A 20,231-nucleotide genomic window follows, 5' to 3' on the forward strand; every position below is an offset into this window, starting at 1 on the left:
TAATAAAATGTAAAGGTTTTGTAAATGTATGTATAGAAATTGTAAATCCAGGGGAAAATAAAAAACCACCTGACTCAGATTAGACAGGTGGTTTTAGGCATAACATATTAAAATTATTGGCCAGTTTGCTGGCTATTTTGCGTAGTGTTTGTTGAAGTTTGTGTTGTTGGCTGCTCTGTACCAGTTACATCTTCGGTTAACTGACGTTTTTTCTTCAAGTCAAAATAGGCATCCAATACTCGGCGCCCAATTAAGTTGTTGATACTTGGACCACTATTACCTGAATAGGCCCAAGGCACAACGACAGCAATGGCAACTTCCGGATTGGTTGATGGTGCATAGCTAACAAGACTTAAGTTCCATACTTCTGTACCATGTAATGATTTCACTGAACCATCATAAAAGGCCTGAGCCGTTCCGGTCTTTCCAGCAGGGCTGTATGGTGCACTTCTAAAGGTGCTAGTTGCCGTACCATCTCCAACCTGCATAACCATTCGGAAGCCTTCTTGGACCCGTTTAATCCAAGCATCCTTCATATCGATACGATTTAATACCTTGGGTTCTATTTCTTCAATAATCGGTCCTAGCGTATTGCTGTCCATTACAGGTTCACGAATTTCTTTGACAATGTGCGGCTGGATACGATTTCCGCCATTAGCAATCGTTGAAACATATTGCGCTAACTGCATCGGTGTATACGTATCATACTGACCAATCGCTAAGTCCATCAGTTTACCAGGTGAATTATTCTCGGTTCCTTGAAAACCATTCATTTCATTAGGTAAATCGATTCCTGTCCGGGTTCCAAGTCCAAATTCGGCAAATGATTGGCGCATGGTATTAAATGTCTTTGCCGTATTCATATTAAGCGTACCATTTGGAACATACTTTCCACCTGCCATAGCAATTACGGTTTTCCACATATAAACGTTGGATGATACCTGCAATGCTCGTAAATCATTAATAGCACCAAATGTCTTCCATGATTTCTTGATTGGAGTATTTTTTATCTTTAACGGTTCATCCAATTGAATGGAACCAGGTTTAATCGCCCCTGTTTGATAACCCGTTAAGACCGTTGCACCCTTGACAGCTGAACCTACGTTATAAGAGCTTGTAAAAGTACCGCTAGCATAGTCATTCATGACGGTCTTACCATTTTTGTCTTTCCCAATTAGTTTCCCGGCCATCGACAATATTTCACCTGTATTAGGATTCATGACAACAACAAAAGCACGATCCATAACACCCGTATTCGGTTTACTTTTAGCTGACCACATTTCTTCCTCGATTATTTTTTCAACCTGCTGCTGAAGATCCATATCAATGGTTAGAACTAGGTCATCTCCGCGCTTCCCTTCGGAAACAGTTTCAGTGGACAGAACTTTCCCAGATTTGTCCGTTACGCTTTTCACTTTGGCTTTTTGACCATGGAGTACATCTTCATATTTTAATTCTAAATAACTTTTCCCGACACGGTCATTTCTACTATAACCCTGCGCAAGATATTTATCTAACTGCTCTTTAGGGATTCCCTGATCAGAGGTAGTAACATCTCCTAAAATAGATTTTAAAGTTGTGCCATAATCATATTTGCGTTCCCAGTCGGTGGTGGTATCAACACCAGGTAAATTTTCTAAATTTTCACTGACAATTGCATATTCTTCTGGGGTTACATTTTTATTTTTGACAATTTGCGGAGTTAAAGCAAAGCCACTATTAAATTGCCTATAAATAGCAAGTGTCGTAAGTTCTTCCTTAGAAAAACTATTTAATTCCTGATCCGTAACCCGATCAAGCTCCAACTGATAGATTTGAGTATCGTCTAATTTTTTTTGATTATATTGAGCCCATTCTTTTTTGGTAATTTTCGCTTTAGCTTCTTTCGGATGTTGGGTAATCCAGAAATCCTTCTTGTCACGAATTGGAATTTTTGTGGTATCCATTGTAATAAGCTTGGCAAGTTTTCCCGCTGTGTCAAGCATTTCCTTTTGCGTTACATTTTGACTTTTGGTATAAGTAATTGCATTTAGAGGACTATTATCTACAATAGTATTACCGTTACGATCGTACATCTTTCCCCTCGGTACAGGGTTATTTACAGTGACATCCGCCGTTCGCTGAAGTTCACGTTTAAAATCATCACCGAAGACAATTTGCAGTTCTCCAAGACGTAGAATGAGAATGGAGAAAAGGACAAATACAACAAAAAACACCATATTTAAACGGAACGGAACATGTGTTTTTTTCATTTTCTTTTTAAGATTCAAGGTCCATATACACTTCCTTTACTACACAGCTAACATAACTTCTCTATTCTATAGGATACTGTTCTATTTTTCTATGAATAACCCTTACCAATTTTGTTAAAATTCTTGGACTAGACGGTGACCTTTTTTGAGAGGCTTATTTTTAGGGGATTTTGTGAAGCAAAAAAAACGATGAGTAACGAACTCACCGTTTTATGCTGCAGGTAATTGAACTCTCCTCATGAACGGATAAATTAATAAATGACCCGCCCCTAAAAAGAATAAAAGAATCGGTATACTATCTTTTTCATTAAACCAGGTAACGGCTGCTAAAAAAGCTAATATCGAGACAATTCTGCCTATATTGAGGAATATTTCCCGGACAACGATATATTCAATCCTCATTTCCGCAGCTTTCCAGCCTGACCCAATAACATCATATGTAGTTGAACTATACGGAACAAGTAATAAGGGGTAAGCAACTGCAATCATACCTGCGTATAACAATAATTTAACAAAATTCATATCCCAAATAATAAGCAGAACGGCGACATATAGAATAATCCCGCCAATTAGTATTGCTATTTTTCGATATTTTTTCTTAATTAATCTTGAGGCAAAATAATAAGCGATAAAAGATATTCCTGAATTAATAAGACCAAATGTTCCTAAAGACAATTCACTTCCGGTTGAAAGATAAACAAAGACGGAAATAACAAAAGCAAATGTCCCTTCTCGTAAGCCCTGAAAGAAATGAGCATTTGTTACGAAGCGCCAATTGTCATTTTGCTTCCTTTCCTCAATAATCCGTTTAAAGCAATAGATGCCGGAAGCAGGTCTTGGTTTTAAGGAGAAACTTAAAAACACCGCTAGTCCAAATAAAGCCAGTGACAAACCAAAAACAAAAGTATACCCAGTAAATTCCTCAAATCTTGTAATGATAATCCCTGCTGCAATCGGACCAATCATACCACCAGCGGAAGATAAAATCCCTAAAAACCCATTAAAAAAATCTCTTGTCTCGGGTTCAGTAATTTCAAAGGTTAACACGTTATAGGCTAACCAATAAAAGCCATACCCAATTCCCAACAAGCCTCCTAATAAGAGTAAATAAGTGGATGCCTTTGTACCAGTCACAAGTACGGCTAAATAAAACATAGCTAAAAAGATAACCCCAATTCGAAGCACAATCACTCGATCAATTTTTTTCGCCCACCGCCCTGCCAAGATGAACGTTATGGGCTGTAGAACAACAATAGAGAGGTTGTATAACGCAATATCTGAATACTGTCCTGTTTGTTTCCACAGATAAATATTCACAAACGTATTGGAAAGAGCAACACTTAATGAGTATAAACCACCTATGATCAGCAAAAGTGATAAATCCTTCGTTAATTCCACGTCACCTAAAATCTTAAATTTTTTTGCCATAAAAAAACTCCCCTTTTTCATAAGGGTAGTCTTTATCAGAAGAAGTGTTCTTATACTCCTTTTTAAATAAATGAAAAAAGACAGCTATTCGCTGTCTTCCTTCATTTTATTACTTCGCTGCGCTATAACGCTTAGAAACTTCATCCCAGTTTACTACGTTCCAGAATGAGCCAATATAATCAGGGCGTTTGTTTTGATATTTTAAATAGTAAGCATGTTCCCAAACGTCTAAACCAAGGATTGGAGTTTTCCCTTCCATTATTGGAGAATCTTGATTTGGTGTGCTGGAAACTTCTAATTCACCATTATTTACAGATAGCCAAGCCCAGCCAGAGCCAAAACGAGTAGTTGCTGCTTTAGCAAATTCTTCTTTGAAGCTTTCAAAGCTGCCAAATTTGCTATTAATCGCGTCAGCTAATTCACCAGTTGGGGCACCGCCGCCATTTGGAGAAAGGATTTGCCAGAATAATGAGTGGTTAGCATGTCCGCCGCCATTATTACGTACAGCTGTACGTGCAGCTTCTGGAACCGCATCCAAATTAGCAATAACTTCCTCTACTGATTTAGAAAGTAACTCTTCGTTTCCTGCTAGTGCATTATTTAAATTTGTTACATAAGTGTTGTGGTGTCGAGTGTGGTGAATATTCATTGTTTCTTTATCAATGTGTGGTTCTAATGCATCTTCTGCATAAGGTAATTTTGGTAATTCAAATGCCATGGTCAATTCCTCCTATGTATGTACTAATTTTTTCAGCTTTAGTAATATAACCCTTACGATTTATAAGAATATTTCTAAAGCTTTAGTTTTAAGATACCAAAGATGGTATTTCCTTTCAAATAAAATGCTTATACCCAACATAAATACAATCCCCTTTCCACCATTTTTTATACAAGGTTTTTATTAAAAAAGTTCTCACCCTAAGAATTCGAAAAATTGTCATGATTCACCAAACAAGCATCCTGTCAACGATTTTTGTCATAACACCATAACTAAACTTCCAATTTCTGTTAATCCTCTGTTGACATGTTGTTAATAAAGGATTTTAATCAACTTGAAGAGTAAAAAGGGGTGAGAAAAATGCAAACTACAAGCATTTCCATATATAATTTAATGTTACAATTTTTCCAAAAAAATGAGCCCGTACAAAAAGTAAAAGCAGGAACTGTACTTTTTCATGAAAAAGATCTGGTTGAATATGTATATTTATTACTTAAAGGAAGTATCTCCCTTGGCCGAGTTCACCTACGGGGAAAGGATTTTATTTTAAAAGTTTTAAATGAAAGGGAATTAATTGTAGAATATCAGCTTTTTAAAGCTCATCCCCACTATCAGTTTTATGCAAAATCCCTAACTGACTGCGAATTGCTTTTTATTAAAAGAGAACAGTTTGAAGAATTTATTCAAACTGATCCTGAAGCTATGAGTGCATTGGTTGAATGGTTAAGCACTGGATATTTAAAAGCTCAAATGAAATGTCAGGACTTAATCATGAATGGTAAAAAAGGAGGGTTATATTCCATCCTCGTCCGCTTATGTCATTCTTACGGTGTACAAACAGGAAACGGGATACTGATTGATTTGCCCTTGACCCATCAAGAACTCGCCAACTTAACCTATGGTACTAGAGAGGTCATTCAACGTGCTTTAAAGGAACTTCGTCAAAAAGATATTATTCTATACGAAAACCAAAAATTTACGATCAAAAACATGGCATACTTAAAAAGGGAAGTAGATTGCCAAAACTGTGCATCTGAAATTTGCGGAATCAATTAGTCACTTGAAAAACCAAGTGGCTTTTTTTAAGTTTCTCCGTTCTTGTATATATTGATAACACAGGCTACAATAGAATGTGTATTAATATACTAGTTTTTACAAGTGCGAGAAATTTGTTTCTCTTTTAAAGGTGGTTTTTATGAATATATTCAAACAATTTTATAAAAGTATTTATTCGCCAAAAGATATCGCTTTATTTCGTTTCCAAGGAATAGGAAAAACCATTTTTTATGTATTTTTCCTAACATTCATTTCCATCCTGCCATCTATTTTTTATCTTACTACAGCGTTAAACCAGGGTATAGATGCTGCAAAATCCGTTATCAAAGATGAAGCTCCTGCATTCTCCATAAAAAACGGCCAACTTACAGCAAAAACAGATGTTCCGGTTACCATAGATAAAGGAAATTTCACCATTATTATTGATCCTACTGGAGCTATGACAGAAGATGATGTAGCCGATCAAGGGAATGCTTTTGCATTATTAAAGGATAAGTTTGTTTTATCCTCTGCCAGCAAGGTGGATACCTATCCCTACTCCATGCTCGAAGGACTTCAGATTACCAATACTGACCTGCTCCATTTTGTTAACACCATCGCTGGAATGAAAGGAATTATTGTCCCAATTATTTCATTATTTATATATGTATTTTCAAGTGCAGCAAGCTTTATTGAGGTGTCTGTTTTAGCCTTTATCGGTCTTCTTTTAAAAGGGAATCGTAAGCTTCATTACCGGCAATTATGGAGAATGGCGGCATACAGTGAAACCCTGCCAACCCTTTTCTTTACAATTATGACTGCCATTCAAACATCTGTACCAAATAGTTTTCTCATAAATTGGTTTGTTGTGATTATTGTCCTCTTTCTCGCTATTAGGGAAGTACCGCAACCTAAAAATACACATTAAAACGTCCAATGAATGGGCGTTTTTTTGTTCTAATTTAATGTGGACAAGCATACGAATGTACTAACATTCCTACTGGAGGCTTGTCCAATGAAAAAACTAATCGGCTTTCTACTATCAATTTTAGTTATATACGTCATATATTACGATTTAACTGTTGGCACCCTTCCCACTTCTCCAGCGCAGAAAGTTGACGCTAAAGTTGAACAGGTCACTCCATCTTCATCGTTAAACTCTACTACCATTCCTTCTTTTGATGCAAAAGTTGAACCCGGCGACACCGTTATGTCCATTGTTGAACATAGGATTAATAAATCACTTCCAGTATCGATCACAGAACTAATTGAGGACTTTCAAACATTAAATGGAGGTAAGTCGCCAGAAAAAATTCAAATTGGGCTTACATATCATTTTCCAGATTACTCAAAATAAAGAGGATATAGCGTTAATCTTGTCAAAAATAGCTAATGGCTGATAAAATAAGTTGAACCTCTCATGAGGATTTACAATTATTTCTATTGTGCAGAGATTTTAAACAAATAAGATCGAATTTATTAAATTCGAATCCATCTTTAAAGGAGAGCGAATTACACGTGAGTGAAATTATACATCGCACCAAAACCCGTCCTATTAAAGTCGGCAATCTGACGATAGGCGGAAGCAATGAACTGATCATCCAAAGTATGACAACAACCAAAACCCACGATGTGGAAGCAACCGTGGCTGAAATAAAACGATTAGAAGAAGCAGGCTGTCAAATTGTCCGGGTAGCATGTCCAGACGAGCGTGCCGCAAATGCGATCTCAGAAATAAAAAAACGAATAAATATTCCCCTTGTGGTCGACATTCATTTTGATTATAAATTAGCACTTAAGGCCATTGAAGGCGGTGCTGATAAGATACGAATTAATCCAGGAAATATTGGGAAACGGGAAAAGGTTGAAGCGGTGGTAAAAGCAGCCAAAGAACGTGGAATCCCTATTCGGATTGGGGTAAATGCTGGATCACTTGAAAAGAAAATCCTTGAAAAATACGGTTATCCAACAGCTGATGGCATGGTAGAAAGTGCCCTCCATCATATTAAAATACTGGAAGATCTAGATTTCCATGATATTATTGTTTCAATGAAGGCCTCAGATGTTAATCTTGCCATTGAGGCTTATGAAAAAGCGGCGCGTGCTTTCGATTATCCATTGCACTTAGGTATTACAGAATCCGGGACACTTTTCTCTGGAACAGTGAAAAGTGCGGCTGGCCTAGGAGCCATTATCAGTATGGGAATTGGAAATACACTACGTATTTCTTTAAGTGCAGATCCTGTTGAGGAAGTTAAAGTTGCCCGTGAACTTTTAAAAGTATTTGGTCTTTCTTCTAATGCGGCAACATTAATCTCTTGTCCAACCTGCGGAAGAATTGAAATCGATCTAATCAGTATAGCTAATGAAGTGGAAGAATATATTTCAAAAATTAAAGCTCCTATCAAGGTTTCCGTATTGGGCTGTGCTGTAAATGGTCCGGGTGAAGCTCGTGAAGCGGATATAGGCATCGCTGGTGCCCGTGGAGAAGGATTGTTGTTTAGAAAAGGTGAAATTGTCCGGAAAGTACCAGAAGCACAAATGGTAGAAGAGTTAAAGAAGGAAATCGACCAAGTTGCTGAAGAGTATTTCCGTAAAAAGGCTGAAGAAGAAAAGATGTCCCAAACAAAATAGAACTCAGGAAAAGCGCAAGGCGCCTGCTTATCGGCGACAAGCACAAGACGGGCCAGCCGAAAGGTTGTTTTTTAACCTTTTGGACGGATTGGCTTGTGACCTCGAGCCGATGGCGCCTGAGGCTAGACAATTCTCAAAGACAAATTTTATACTTCTTATTATATGAAAAAACCCGGTGTACTCACCGGGTTTTTTTTTGCTCCCACGCAGATCACTGTTAAAAGAACGGAAGAATGAAGATACCAACCACAATCGATATAGCTCCAATACCAATTGCCCAAGCACCAAGGCCTTCGGCACCTCTTCTTCTTGCTACGAATCCTAACACAATCCCTGCAGCACCAAATAGTATAGGCATGACGAACAGTGATAAAATGGATAACGCTAAGGCAAGGGTACCCAATCCCGTTCCAGCAGCAGCTCCCGCTTTCTGTTGCTGCTGGGTATTATCCCGATCTTTGCGCAGTACAACAGGAACTGGTGCAGCGATTTCTGCTGCCGATTCTTCACGATATTGGGAAGACCTTATTGGAACGGACGCACCAATCTGAGGAGTACTCTCAGATTTCTTTAATGAATAAGAAGTCTTGATTGGTGCGGCAACTTCTGAAGCAGTCTCTTCCCTGAATTCCGTAGGAGAATTGGGAATATCATGTCCAACAATGGGCCCTCGAAGAGCTTCTTGCACTTTCGTGTCTCTTTCATCTGCCATCCTAATCCCTCACTTTCAGTAATAGGAGCATTTATTATTGTGAACCATGTTTTGATTTTTAATATGTTAATGTTTGTCTTAAATAGTGATTTATTTGAAATTCCGGGAATTTTACTTTTAAAATAAAATCCTTTATTATTCCAGTCTGTTTGGTAAAATATAAGGGAAACTTAGGATTAACGTAGGAGAAGAATGTGATGAAACGATTTGGGATAGATATAGATGGAACTGTGACCTCGCCCGCTTCACTCCTTCCATTTATCAATAAAGCGTTTAATTTAAATATTTTGTATGAAGATGTTAATCAATACGAATTAACACCTTTTGTCAATGTAGGAGAGAAAGAATTTGCTGAATGGTTTACGGAAAACGAACCAATGATTTACAAAGGTTCTCCTCCTGCAAATGGGGCGATTCAAGTATTAAAAAAATGGAATCTTAAACATGCATTATTTTTTATAAGTGCACGTGATCCTCATTTACTAGATGTTACAGAGGAATGGTTTTACCAAAATGGGTTGACTTTTCACCATATTGAATTAATTGGTTCCCATAATAAAGTGGAAACAGTCAAAAAACATGACATTGATATTTTCTTTGAGGATAAACATGATAATGCCGTGATGATTCATGAGGAATGCGGCATACCTGTCCTATTATTTGATACCCCTTATAATCAAGACCCTATTCCGAAGGGGGTCATACGTGTGAAAAATTGGAAGGAAGCCAATAAATGGGTTGAAAATTGGTTAAAAAGATCGGAATTGTCCGCAAAAAAACAGCTTGTGTAATCACAAGCTGTTTTTAACAACACTCCGGGCACCGTCCATATATTTCAAATTTATGACCGGAAATGTCATATCCCTTAAGATTTTCACTTAATCCATTCATTGGGCATGTTTCAATTTCCTTCGTTTTTCCACAGTCTAAACAAATAAAATGGTGATGATGGTGGTTTCTAGAACAGGTAAAACGAAAATGTTTCTCTCCTGATAACTCGGTCATTTCCAAAATCCCCATTTTCACAAATAGTGAAAGATTTCGATAGATGGTATCAAAGCTCAAGCCTGGATAATCATCTTTTAACAAATCAAGTACATCTCTCGCTGTTAAATATTTATCATGATCTGCAAATAATTGCAGCATATCTTCTCTTTTTCCTGTCTGCTTAAACCCTTTTTCCTTTAGGTATTGTATAGCCTCATTTACATTCACTTAGCTCCTCCTCCAAGTCTAGTGGTTGATTTTTTATATAGGATAGCAATTATTAGGATAAGTACCGCAATCATAACAATTGTCCCACCAGGAGCAAGGTCAAGATAATAGGCTGTAAAAAGCCCGCCTAAAACAGAGATTTCACCAAAGAGGACTGATAAAAAAATCGTCTGTTTAAAACCTTTAGCAATTCGAATACTTGCCGCAACTGGCAGTGTCATTAATGAGGACACCAACAATATCCCTACTATTCTCATCGATGCGGCAATGACAAGTGCAACCATCACAATAAAAATAAAATGAATACTTTTTGCAGGTAATCCAGATGCTTTTGCATGCTCCTCATCAAATGAAAGTAAAAATAACTCTTTAAATAATAAGATAATGATTAAAATGACGACAACACTAATGAAAAGGATTACCCATAGGTCAGTACGGCTAACAGCAGAAACACTGCCAAATAAATAGCTGAATAGGTCTGTATTGAATCCATTAGCAAGTGAAATAAAGATAACGCTTAAGCCCACTCCACCGGACATAATAATCGGGATGGCTAATTCCTGATAATGTTTATACACTTCTCTTAATTTTTCTATAAATAATGAGCCACCAACAGAAAAAACCATTCCCATATAAAGCGGGTTTAATCCTGCCAACATAGCTAATTTATTTTCGATTAACAGACTTAGTGCGATTCCTGCCAAGGTAACATGGCTTAATGCATCTGCAATTAGTGATAATCGTCTGACAACAATAAACACACCCAGCAATGGAGCTAGTACTCCAATCATAATCCCTGTTAAAAATGCATTCTGTAGAAATTCATAATGAAAAATACCTTCAATCAATGTTTTACGCCTCCGTGTTCATGGTTATGGGCTAGCACATGGACATCATGACCATAAACCTTAGACAAACCATCTGAACTAAGCTGTTCAAATTCTTCCGTGTCTCCATGAAAATGCAAATGTTTATTTAAGCAGGCAACATGTGTGACTTTATCCGAAATAGTGCCGATATCATGAGTAACCAATAACAATGTAATTCCATTGCTTGTATTGAGTTCACTAAGCATTTGGTAGAAAGATTGAACATTTTCGGCATCCACCCCGACAGTTGGTTCATCTAATATCAAAAGCTTTGGTTCACTCACGAGGGCACGGGCAATAAATACCCTCTGCTGCTGTCCCCCGGAGAGTTCACCAATATTTCGGTGACTAAACTCCTTCATCCCTACTGCAGCCAATGCTTCGTAAACTTTCGCTTTATGGCCCTTCTTATAAAATGTAAAAAGTCCCAATTTTTTAGTAAGTCCACTTAATACCACTTCAAAAACGGTGGCTGGAAATCCTGTATTAAAGGAATTGGCCTTTTGCGAAACATAACCAATTTGGTGCCAGTCCTTAAATTTACTTATTTCTTGACCAAATAAATAAATATCTCCTTTTTGAAGCTTTAATAGACCGAGTATCAATTTTAACAATGTAGACTTACCTGAACCATTTGGCCCTACAATAGCCAAAAATGCTCCATCTGGTATGGTTAAATTTATATCTTCTAAGACACGATCCTTTTCATAACGGTAGGATAGATGTTTGGTTTCTATTATGGATTGCATGATACACACTCTCACTTTTAATTTTAAGAATCATTCCGATTTAACTTCAAGTAGTATACAATAGGAAAATTCAATTGTAAAGGTTGATGAATCGCGTACCTCTTATATAATCCATTGTCACACTCTATTTCCGGCTTCATACATTAGCATGGAGGAGTGATGAAGGTGAAAATATTTGAAAGCATCATTAATCATAAAATAAACACCATCACAGCAGAAGAGCTTGTTAAGTATGCAAATCAGTTTAATATTACCGTTAGTCAACAGCAGGCAAAAAAAATTGCCGAATACTTAAGAGGGAAAAACATTAATATTTTTAATGATACAGAGCGCTCTCAATTGATTAAGCAAATAGCCAAATCAGCCGGGCCTGAAACAGCTCGGGAAGTAAATAAGCTATTAATTCAATTTACCAAACAATAAAAGCTGTGCTACTTTAGCACAGCTTTTACTTATCCTTGCATAATCTCGTCTAATAAGTTTTCATTAAATACTTGGTCCCTGAGCATATTAATTTCAAACTTATACGGCGCTTTTTTATTGTTTTTGTCCTCACCAACGAAAGGTGTTTCTAAAATTTTAGGAACATCCTGTAATTGCGGATGATGTACAACATAATTTATGGCTTTAAATCCAATATGACCGAAACCAATATTTTCATGGCGGTCTTTTCTCGCCCCAACTGCATTTTTACTGTCATTTATATGGAGTACTTTAAGCCTGTCTAAGCCAATTATTTGATCAAATTCATTTAGCACACCATCAAAATCTTCGACAATATTGTAGCCAGCATCATGTGTATGACAAGTATCAAAGCAAACAGACAATTTTTCGTTATGGGTGACACCCTCCATAATCATGGCCAGTTCTTCAAACGACTTCCCGCATTCAGAGCCTTTTCCGGCCATTGTTTCTAAAGCAATTTGAACCTGCTCTTTACCGGTCAATACTTCATTTAAACCCTCAATGATTTTTTTAATGCCTAGTTCTGTCCCCGCACCAACATGGGCACCAGGATGTAGAACAATTTGCTTTGCTCCAATAGCCTCTGTTCTTTCTATTTCACTGCGAAGAAATCTTACCCCTAATTCGAACGTATCCGGGTTGGTTGTATTACCAATATTAATAATATAAGGAGCATGAACGATAATTTCTGAAATCCCGTTCATTTCCATATGTTTTCTTCCTGCTTCAATGTTCAAATCTTCAATTTTCTTTCTTCTCGTATTTTGCGGAGCACCCGTATAGATCATAAAGGTATTAGCACCATAGGATACCGCTTCAGCACTCGATGCGAGCAGCATATCCTTTCCACTCATTGATACATGCGAGCCGATTTTTAACATACTATCTCTCCCCTTATATCATTATTTCTTTCTCTTCTCGATCTTGCGCTGTCTTTTTTTAATTTTATCCATTTCCCATTGCATCTTCTTTTTATATCCAGGTTTTACTTTTTGTGGCTTTTTGATCATTGATTTTGCGGTTCGATCTGCCTCATCCTCTTTTCGAACACGAGTTTTTCTCTTATTTCTCTCATCAATTTCATCTATAGCCCCATTTTTAAGATCCACATGCTTAAACTGAATCCCCATTTTTTCTAACCGATTTAAGGCATCCTCATCAGAGTTTTCGTAAATTGTAAGAGCGATACCAGAATGCCCTGCCCTTGCCGTTCTTCCTACCCGATGGATATAAAAATCTAAATCCGTTGGCAGCTCATAATTGATGACATGGCTGATACCTTCAATATCAATCCCTCTAGAAGCAAGATCTGTTGCGACAATATACTGATACTCCAAATCCTGTATCTGTTTCATCATTTTTTTCCGTTCCCTTGGGTTAAGATCGCCATGTACTCGGCCAACCTTTAGACCTTTTTCATTTAAATAATTGGCCACCTCTTCAGCCATCTTTTTTGTATTCGTAAAGACGATCGCCAGATATGGATTATATGCAAGTAAAGCATCATGAACTAGCTGTTTCTTATTACGATGCCTTGATGGTAATAAAAACTGCTCTAAATTCTCTGCCGCTTTTCTTTTTGATTCAATCTGGACTGTCTTAGGGTTTTCCATATATTTTTTTAAGAATGGTTTTAACTTTTCAGGTATTGTAGCAGAAAACACCAACATTTGAAGTTTTTCTGGCATTCGTGAAGCCACTTGGTCGACATCTTCAATAAATCCCATATCCAGCATCATATCTGCCTCGTCTACAACAAGGATGTTGGAAGTATGAATAAATAAGGCCTGCTCAATCATTAGGTCCTTAATTCTCCCTGGGGTACCGACCACAATTTGTGGTTGAACTTTTAATTTTTCAATGGTCCGCTGCTTATCAGTTCCTCCAATATAACATCTAGTCATAATTTGTTGATCAGGACTGCAATGTTCGGTAACTTTTAAAATTTGCTGATAGATTTGCGTGGCTAATTCTCTTGTTGGTGCGGTAATCACAGCTTGAACCTCTTGCCGATTAGGATCAATTCCTTCTAGTATCGGCAAAACAAAAGCAAATGTTTTCCCCGTCCCTGTTTGGGATTGTCCAATTGCACTTTCTCCCTTTAAAATTAAAGGCATCATCTTTTCCTGAATTTCAGTTGGCGCAAAAAAGCCAAACTGGTTCAAGGCTTCTATGATAAAAGGCTGAAACTTAAAACGCTCAAATTGATTTATGCTCATATATAACTCCTTATTCTCATTAATCTTTCATATGGATTCGCTTATCTTTAGGTAGACCGCCTGTTTAATTCCATCATGTTATTATAGTGGAATTTCACTTAAATAACCAGCTAACTATTACTTTTATTCACAGCTTTTACTTAATAACCATTTTTAAAACGAAATTTTCATTTTTTCCTTGTGTGGAAAACCTAAACAAAATTTGGCGTTTTGCATATTTTAATGTATTAAGATTTTGGTGAAAGGAGGTAATGGAATGCAACCAAGACCAAGAATGCCATTTAACAGTGGAATGGGTCAACAGATGTTCGGCGGAGGCCCTTCTATGATGGGACCAGGAGGGCAGCCTTCTTTCGGAATGAATCCCATGATGAGACCGCAGTCTGGAACTTTCGGTGGCGGTGCGCCCATGATGGGAGCCAGAATGGGGGCAGGCGGAATGAATAGAGCGGGTGGTGGTGGATTATTATCGAAACTTCTCGGCGGAGGTTCCCAGGCAGGAGGATCAAGAGGAATGATGGGAATGGGTAGAGCTGCCGGTGGAATGATGGGAGCAGGCAGAGCTGCCGGTGGCGGTGGCGGCGGTTTACTGCAATCTTTAAGCAATCCCGGTGGCCTAACAGGAATCTTAAACAATACACAGCAAGTTTTAAAGACCGCTCAAACAATCGGGCCAATGGTACAACAGTATGGACCAATGGTTAAAAATTTACCTGCAATGTGGAAACTCTATCGCGGCTTGAAAAATGCCTCAAATAACACAGAGTCATCATCAACTCAATCCAAAGCGGAATCTAAGGTGGAAGAATCTTCGAGTAGTGAAAGTCAAGAGAGTAACAATAAGAAACGCTCCCCACAATACCCAAAAGGAAGTTCCATTCCCAGAATGTATATTTGAGAATGCTGTCCCACAGCATTCTTTTATTTTTTCTCAAGATTCAACAGGAAAAATGTATCTTTGTATTATATCTATTAGTTTTATATAATAAATACATAGACTAACAGAAATGACCATCGTAATAAGGACATTCTGCATTGTTATGACTTGAAAAAGTAATGAAAAGTTCAATTAGGAGGACTTTATAGATGCAAATTATAAAAATTTCACCACGCGGTTACTGCTATGGTGTGGTAGACGCTATGGTGATTGCCCGAAATGCCGCATTAGATAAAACACTTCCACGTCCTATCTACATTTTAGGGATGATCGTTCATAATAAACATGTTACCGATGCCTTCGCTGAAGAGGGTATTATTACTCTTGATGGAAAGAATCGGATGGACATACTTGAAAAAGTAGATTCAGGTACTGTTATTTTTACCGCTCATGGGATTTCTCCAGAGGTACGTGAGCTTGCAAAGAAGAAAGGCTTAGTAGCGATTGATGCGACATGTCCAGATGTAACCAGAACACATGATTTAATTGAGGAAAAAACAAATCTGGGGTATCAGGTAATCTATATTGGTAAAAAAGGGCATCCAGAGCCGGAAGGAGCAATGGGTGTAGCTCCTAACATGGTTCATTTAGTTGAAACTCCTGCGGATGTGGAAGCATTAACGATTCAAAGTGACAAACTAATTGTTACAAACCAAACGACCATGAGCCAATGGGACGTTGCAGATACCATGAAAAAAGTACAGGAAAAATTTCCTCATGTAGAGGTCTATAATGAAATTTGCCATGCAACTCAAATTCGACAAGAAGCCGTTGCCGGACAAGCAACAGAAGCTGACGTTACGATTGTGGTTGGCGACCCAAAAAGTAATAACTCGAATCGTCTTGCGCAGGTCTCAGAAGACATTGCAGGTACAAAAGCCTACCGCATTGCAGATATATCCGAATTAGAAATAGAATGGATTAAAGATGCCAAAACCGTGGCTGTTACATCCGGTGCCTCCACACCAACACCGATTACAAAAGAGGTCATCACATTTCTTGAGCAATTTGATCCTAATAATCCAGCCACATGGGAACGCCGCAAACAAGTGCAATTAAATAAAATATTACCTCGTGTTAAAACTTCCGAGAAATAAGAAAAGCGGAAGTGCCTTGGTCAGCCCCGACAAGCATAAGACGCTCCCAAAAGGAAGGCGCTTTTTGCCTTCCTTTTTGGGAGTGGCTTATGACCTCGAGGGGCTAGGCGCTGGAGCTAGACAATTCTCAAAGTCGAAATTTATGCTTTTTATATCATTAATAAACACAAAGAACCGCGTCACTATGACCGGTTCTTTGTATTTATGAAGAATTATACAAACTGAAAAGGATCAGTATTTACTTCGGAAGGAAATACATCTACACTGTAGCCTGCTTCTTGGCACATCTTTTGCAGTATCTTTGTCAATCCTATTTTCATGATTTTTTCAACATTATGTCCCGGGTCGATCATATTTAGACCCTCCATCATCGCATCATGGGCTGTGTGGTAATAAATATCACCGGTAACATATACATCTGCCCCTTTGAACTTCGCATTCATGAAATATTTATTCCCATCTCCGCCTAAGACAGCCACCTTTTCCACCTTGGATGATAAGTCGCCAACAACTCTGACAGACGACACCCCTAATGATGTTTTTACCTTCTCTGCAAATTCAGCTAATGTCATTTCACTGACTTTTCCTATTCGACCAAGACCAAGGACTTCACCCTTATTCTCGATTGGATATACATCATACGCCACCTCTTCATATGGGTGGGCTTTTATCAACGCGGTAATCGCCTTTTTTAATAAAGGTTCAGGGACAATCGTTTCCACTTTTACTTCCTCAACTTCTTCTAGCCTTCCTGGTTTCCCAACATATGGATTCGTTTGTTCCCCTGGTAAAAATCTCCCTGTTCCATTTGCCGAGAAAGAACAATGACTGTAGTTCCCGATAAAACCAGCTCCTACATTTCCTAACACTTGTCTTATTTCCTCTGCATGACTAGAAGGAACAAAAACAACTAATTTCTTTAGTTTCACCTCATAAGTAGGAACCAAAACTTCTGGGTCCTCAAGTCCTAAAGCTTCCGCTAATAGGTCATTTACGCCTCCTTTGGCGACATCTAAATTTGTATGAGCAGCGTATACAGCAATATCATGTTTTATTAATTTTTCAATCATTTTCCCTTGTGTTGAATCTGTTAACAAGTTTTTAAGCGACCGGTAGATAATGGGATGATGGGCAATAATTAGCTGAACATTTTTTTCAATTGCCTCGTCAATAACATGTTCAAGCACATCAAGTGCAATCATCACCCGGTCAACCTTTTTATTTAGTCGCCCGATTTGTAAGCCAATTTTATCCCCTTCCATTGCCAGCCCCTTCGGTGAAAATTGTTCAAATAGCTGGATGATTTCATGTCCGTTAGGATTCTTCATGGTTTTAAGACCTCCTCTACAAGTTCTATCTTATCAAGTAGCTCTTTCTTTTTATCGACTGTTTCAGCCGTCGTAGATGCTCCTGCGAGAGCTTCGTATATTCGCTGCCAATTCTTTATTTCTGCAGTCCATTTCTTTTTAAAGATTTCATTTTTTTGTTGCAGAAGGAACGGCCCTAATAAGAGGCCTGCTTCTCTTTTTTCCTGATACGGTTTAGCCGGGTCCCCTTGCTCAGCTACTAATATTTCGTAAATCTTCCCGTCTTCTTCCAAAATCTCTTCCGTCACTAACTCCCAATTGTTTTCTATTAGCCATTTCCGAATGGAGATTGCACTAATATTAGGTTGTAAAACAAGCCTCTTTACACTGCCAAGTTTTGTATTCCCATTTTCCAAAATACTAGAGATAAGAGCACCTCCCATCCCTGCTATGGTGATACAATCTACCTCACCAGGCTGTATCACCTCAAGTCCATCTCCCATTCGAACGGTAATTTTCTCCGCAAGCCCTTCAGCTTGCACATTTTTCTCTGCAGATTGGTATGGTCCTTGCGCGACTTCACCTGCAATGGCATAAGAAATTTTTAAATTTTTTGCCAAGTAACATGGCAAATAAGCATGATCCGACCCAATATCGGCCAATCTCGCTCCTTCAGGAACATATTTTGCAACTGTTGTTAATCGAACTGATAATTTATCTGTATTCAAAATTCCACCACTTTTACTTTATGTATTTAATTCAGTATATAAAAAAGTCCTTTACATTTGCAAAGGACTTTTTATAAATTATTTAATTTTAGAAACCCATTCTGCCATTGCTTCCGCTTGCTCTTGAGGTACAAGACCTGCTGGCATGTTGCCTTTACCTTTTGTGATGAATTGGACAATTTGTGCTTTTGTATACTTATTGCCAACCCCTTTTAAACTTGGACCTACTACCCCTTGATATTGATCTCCGTGACAGCCAATGCAAGTTGACTTATAAATATCTTCTGGTTTTGTAGCTGCAACCTCTGTTGTCTTGTTGCTGCTTTCCCCCCCACTATCCTTGGCGACTTCTTTCATGTCTCCCAGGCCTTTGAAAGAAAGGACAAAAACTAAAACGATTCCAAAAACCATGACAAGAATGTAAGGAATTACCGGATTCCGTTTCATGAACTTACCTCCCTTATGTACGAACACTGGTAAAAATTAAATAGTCTTCAAACAATTACTATTTTACTTGAAAAATAACCGTAGGAAAAGCCCTAAACTAATTTTACCACTATAAACTCCATTAAATTAGAAAAAGAGACTGTGAAATATACATAGCATCAGCCTCTTTCGTCCCCTAACCTATTTAGCAGCCGATAAGACGTGAAATGACCATTCGCTGTATCTCTGAGGTCCCCTCACCAATTTCAAGCAGCTTCGCGTCACGCATCATTCTCTCTACTTGATACTCCTTCATATAACCATAACCACCGTGGATTTGCACGGCTTGATCCGTGACCTCCATACAAATTTCAGAAGCATACAATTTACACATGGCCGCTTCTTTTGAAAACGGTCTGCCGTTGTCTTTTAACCACGCTGCTTTATAAACCATATTTCTTGCTAATTCAATTTTCATAGCCATATCTGCCAGCTTAAATTGAACGGCTTGGAAGGAGGAAATTGATTGGCCAAATTGATTTCTTTGCTTTGCATAGGAAAGCGCCCTCTCAAAAGCCCCTTGAGCGATGCCTACGGCCATTGCACCAATCCCGATACGTCCACCATCTAGAGTAATGAGAAACTGTCTAAATCCCTCTCCACGCTTTCCTAAGAGATAATCGAATGGTACTTTTACATCTTCTAACACCAACTCAGTGGTATTTGAGGCATTTAAGCCCATCTTTTCATAATTATTAATAATGGTGAATCCTTCAGCATTTGTGGGAACAATAATGGCACTGATTTCCTTGCCTCCATCCTTTTCACCAGTTACAGCAGTTAAAGCAATATGTTTTGCGTAACTGGCATTGGTAATAAAACATTTATTTCCATTAATATTAAATTCGCCATTTTCCTCTTTTGCCGTAGTTCTCGTGCCACCTGCATCAGACCCTGCATTGGGTTCTGTTAATCCAAATGCCCCAAATGATTCACCGGTACAAATAGGGACTAGAAATTGATGCTTTTGGTCTTCTGTTCCAAACAAATGAAGTGGTGCACCACCTAACGAAATATGTGCAGAGTAGGTTATTCCAGTGGAGCCGCAGCCTCTGCTTAACTCTTCGACGACAATGGCAAAGCTAATCGTATCCGCTCCTCCGCCTCCATATTTCTCTGGAAAAGGGAGCCCCATCATCCCCATATCACTCAGTTTTTTAAATATCTCTACAGGAAACTGTTTCATCCGGTCCCGCTCAATTGCACCTGGTGCGACTTCTTCCTCTACAAAATCCCGCATAGTCTTTTTTATCAATTGTTGTTCAGATGTTAAATCGAAATTCATATTCATCCCCCTAAAACAACATTGTAGACGCTTTCTTTATATTATATATGTATTTTCAAACAAATCCCAATACTTTAAAAATTAAAAACCATAAA

The 20,231-nt window shown here is 38.1% G+C and carries 21 protein-coding genes; 8 read left to right on the plus strand and 13 right to left on the minus strand.

What is annotated here, in order from left to right; all coding sequences use genetic code 11:
• Window positions 1-113: 113 nt before the first annotated feature.
• The 3 genes from JOC76_RS05270 to JOC76_RS05280 all read right to left on the minus strand — a co-directional run bounded on the left by JOC76_RS05270 (window position 114) and on the right by JOC76_RS05280 (window position 4,398).
• Window positions 114-2,252, minus strand: coding sequence for a peptidoglycan D,D-transpeptidase FtsI family protein (locus JOC76_RS05270; protein ID WP_205176539.1), 2,139 nt, complete (start codon window positions 2,250-2,252; stop codon window positions 114-116).
• Window positions 2,253-2,462: 210 nt separating this feature from the next.
• On the minus strand, window positions 2,463-3,680 hold the full coding sequence (locus JOC76_RS05275; protein ID WP_205176540.1) for an MFS transporter: 1,218 nt from the start codon (window positions 3,678-3,680) through the stop codon (window positions 2,463-2,465).
• Window positions 3,681-3,789: 109 nt separating this feature from the next.
• Window positions 3,790-4,398 carry a superoxide dismutase gene (locus JOC76_RS05280; RefSeq protein ID WP_205176541.1) on the minus strand — a complete coding sequence of 203 codons (609 nt, stop codon included), beginning with the start codon at window positions 4,396-4,398 and terminating at the stop codon, window positions 3,790-3,792.
• A 360-nt stretch (window positions 4,399-4,758) separates the two neighbouring features.
• Between JOC76_RS05280 and JOC76_RS05285 the strand changes: the two genes are divergently transcribed.
• The 4 genes from JOC76_RS05285 to ispG all read left to right on the plus strand — a co-directional run bounded on the left by JOC76_RS05285 (window position 4,759) and on the right by ispG (window position 8,067).
• Window positions 4,759-5,454, plus strand: coding sequence for a Crp/Fnr family transcriptional regulator (locus tag JOC76_RS05285; protein WP_205176542.1), 696 nt, complete (start codon window positions 4,759-4,761; stop codon window positions 5,452-5,454).
• Window positions 5,455-5,593: 139 nt separating this feature from the next.
• Entirely contained in the window at window positions 5,594-6,361 is a 768-nt protein-coding gene (locus tag JOC76_RS05290; protein ID WP_205176543.1) for a DUF1189 domain-containing protein, read from the plus strand.
• An 87-nt stretch (window positions 6,362-6,448) separates the two neighbouring features.
• Entirely contained in the window at window positions 6,449-6,790 is a 342-nt protein-coding gene (gene yqfZ / locus JOC76_RS05295) for a protein YqfZ (RefSeq protein WP_205176544.1), read from the plus strand.
• Window positions 6,791-6,951: 161 nt separating this feature from the next.
• Entirely contained in the window at window positions 6,952-8,067 is a 1,116-nt protein-coding gene (gene ispG / locus JOC76_RS05300) for a flavodoxin-dependent (E)-4-hydroxy-3-methylbut-2-enyl-diphosphate synthase (RefSeq protein ID WP_307784690.1), read from the plus strand.
• 217 nt (window positions 8,068-8,284) lie between these two features.
• Here the strand turns inward: ispG and JOC76_RS29865 are convergent, their stop codons facing one another.
• Window positions 8,285-8,614, minus strand: coding sequence for a hypothetical protein (locus JOC76_RS29865; RefSeq protein ID WP_372441915.1), 330 nt, complete (start codon window positions 8,612-8,614; stop codon window positions 8,285-8,287).
• Window positions 8,615-8,973: 359 nt separating this feature from the next.
• Here JOC76_RS29865 and JOC76_RS05310 point away from each other — a divergent pair, with 359 nt between their 5' ends.
• Window positions 8,974-9,570: a hypothetical protein gene (locus tag JOC76_RS05310; RefSeq protein WP_205176545.1), complete on the plus strand. Its 597-nt coding sequence runs from the start codon at window positions 8,974-8,976 to the stop codon at window positions 9,568-9,570.
• Between the two features lie 13 nt (window positions 9,571-9,583).
• On the opposite strand, the gene zur is transcribed toward JOC76_RS05310, so the two are convergent.
• Genes zur through JOC76_RS05325 form a run of 3 tightly spaced genes read right to left on the minus strand, consistent with a single transcriptional unit; the run spans window position 9,584 to window position 11,612 of the window.
• Entirely contained in the window at window positions 9,584-9,994 is a 411-nt protein-coding gene (gene zur, locus JOC76_RS05315) for a zinc uptake transcriptional repressor Zur (protein WP_205176546.1), read from the minus strand.
• Window positions 9,991-10,842: a metal ABC transporter permease gene (locus tag JOC76_RS05320; protein WP_205176547.1), complete on the minus strand. Its 852-nt coding sequence runs from the start codon at window positions 10,840-10,842 to the stop codon at window positions 9,991-9,993. Before JOC76_RS05320 ends, zur begins: the two co-directional genes overlap by 4 nt.
• Entirely contained in the window at window positions 10,839-11,612 is a 774-nt protein-coding gene (locus JOC76_RS05325) for a metal ABC transporter ATP-binding protein (protein WP_205176548.1), read from the minus strand. The genes JOC76_RS05320 and JOC76_RS05325 overlap by 4 nt, the downstream gene beginning before the upstream one ends.
• A 165-nt stretch (window positions 11,613-11,777) precedes the next feature.
• Between JOC76_RS05325 and JOC76_RS05330 the strand changes: the two genes are divergently transcribed.
• Window positions 11,778-12,035 carry a DUF2624 domain-containing protein gene (locus JOC76_RS05330; protein WP_205176699.1) on the plus strand — a complete coding sequence of 86 codons (258 nt, stop codon included), beginning with the start codon at window positions 11,778-11,780 and terminating at the stop codon, window positions 12,033-12,035.
• A 29-nt stretch (window positions 12,036-12,064) separates the two neighbouring features.
• Here the strand turns inward: JOC76_RS05330 and JOC76_RS05335 are convergent, their stop codons facing one another.
• The gene (locus JOC76_RS05335; protein WP_205176549.1) at window positions 12,065-12,958 is read right to left on the minus strand and encodes a deoxyribonuclease IV; all 894 of its coding nucleotides are present in this window, start codon (window positions 12,956-12,958) and stop codon (window positions 12,065-12,067) included.
• Between the two features lie 21 nt (window positions 12,959-12,979).
• On the minus strand, window positions 12,980-14,296 hold the full coding sequence (locus JOC76_RS05340) for a DEAD/DEAH box helicase (protein ID WP_205176550.1): 1,317 nt from the start codon (window positions 14,294-14,296) through the stop codon (window positions 12,980-12,982).
• A gap of 256 nt (window positions 14,297-14,552) precedes the next feature.
• On the opposite strand from JOC76_RS05340, the gene vrrA reads away from it, so the two are divergent.
• Both vrrA and JOC76_RS05350 read left to right on the plus strand, forming a co-directional pair.
• The gene (gene vrrA / locus JOC76_RS05345; protein WP_239557555.1) at window positions 14,553-15,194 is read left to right on the plus strand and encodes a VrrA/YqfQ family protein; all 642 of its coding nucleotides are present in this window, start codon (window positions 14,553-14,555) and stop codon (window positions 15,192-15,194) included.
• Window positions 15,195-15,382: 188 nt separating this feature from the next.
• Entirely contained in the window at window positions 15,383-16,330 is a 948-nt protein-coding gene (locus JOC76_RS05350) for a 4-hydroxy-3-methylbut-2-enyl diphosphate reductase (protein WP_205176551.1), read from the plus strand.
• A gap of 212 nt (window positions 16,331-16,542) precedes the next feature.
• On the opposite strand, the gene JOC76_RS05355 is transcribed toward JOC76_RS05350, so the two are convergent.
• From JOC76_RS05355 to JOC76_RS05370, 4 genes are all read right to left on the minus strand, one after another.
• Complete coding sequence (locus JOC76_RS05355; protein ID WP_205176552.1) at window positions 16,543-17,658, minus strand: Nif3-like dinuclear metal center hexameric protein; 1,116 nt, start codon at window positions 17,656-17,658, stop codon at window positions 16,543-16,545.
• Window positions 17,655-18,365 carry a tRNA (adenine(22)-N(1))-methyltransferase gene (locus JOC76_RS05360; protein ID WP_205176553.1) on the minus strand — a complete coding sequence of 237 codons (711 nt, stop codon included), beginning with the start codon at window positions 18,363-18,365 and terminating at the stop codon, window positions 17,655-17,657. Before JOC76_RS05360 ends, JOC76_RS05355 begins: the two co-directional genes overlap by 4 nt.
• A 78-nt stretch (window positions 18,366-18,443) precedes the next feature.
• The gene (gene cccA / locus JOC76_RS05365) at window positions 18,444-18,812 is read right to left on the minus strand and encodes a cytochrome c550 (protein ID WP_205176554.1); all 369 of its coding nucleotides are present in this window, start codon (window positions 18,810-18,812) and stop codon (window positions 18,444-18,446) included.
• A gap of 184 nt (window positions 18,813-18,996) precedes the next feature.
• Window positions 18,997-20,136 (minus strand): acyl-CoA dehydrogenase family protein, encoded by a 1,140-nt coding sequence (locus JOC76_RS05370; protein ID WP_205176555.1) that lies wholly within the window; start codon window positions 20,134-20,136, stop codon window positions 18,997-18,999.
• Window positions 20,137-20,231 lie beyond the last annotated feature (95 nt).

The organism is Neobacillus cucumis, from assembly GCF_016908975.1.
Taxonomy (GTDB): Bacteria; Bacillota; Bacilli; order Bacillales; family Cytobacillaceae; genus Neobacillus; species Neobacillus cucumis.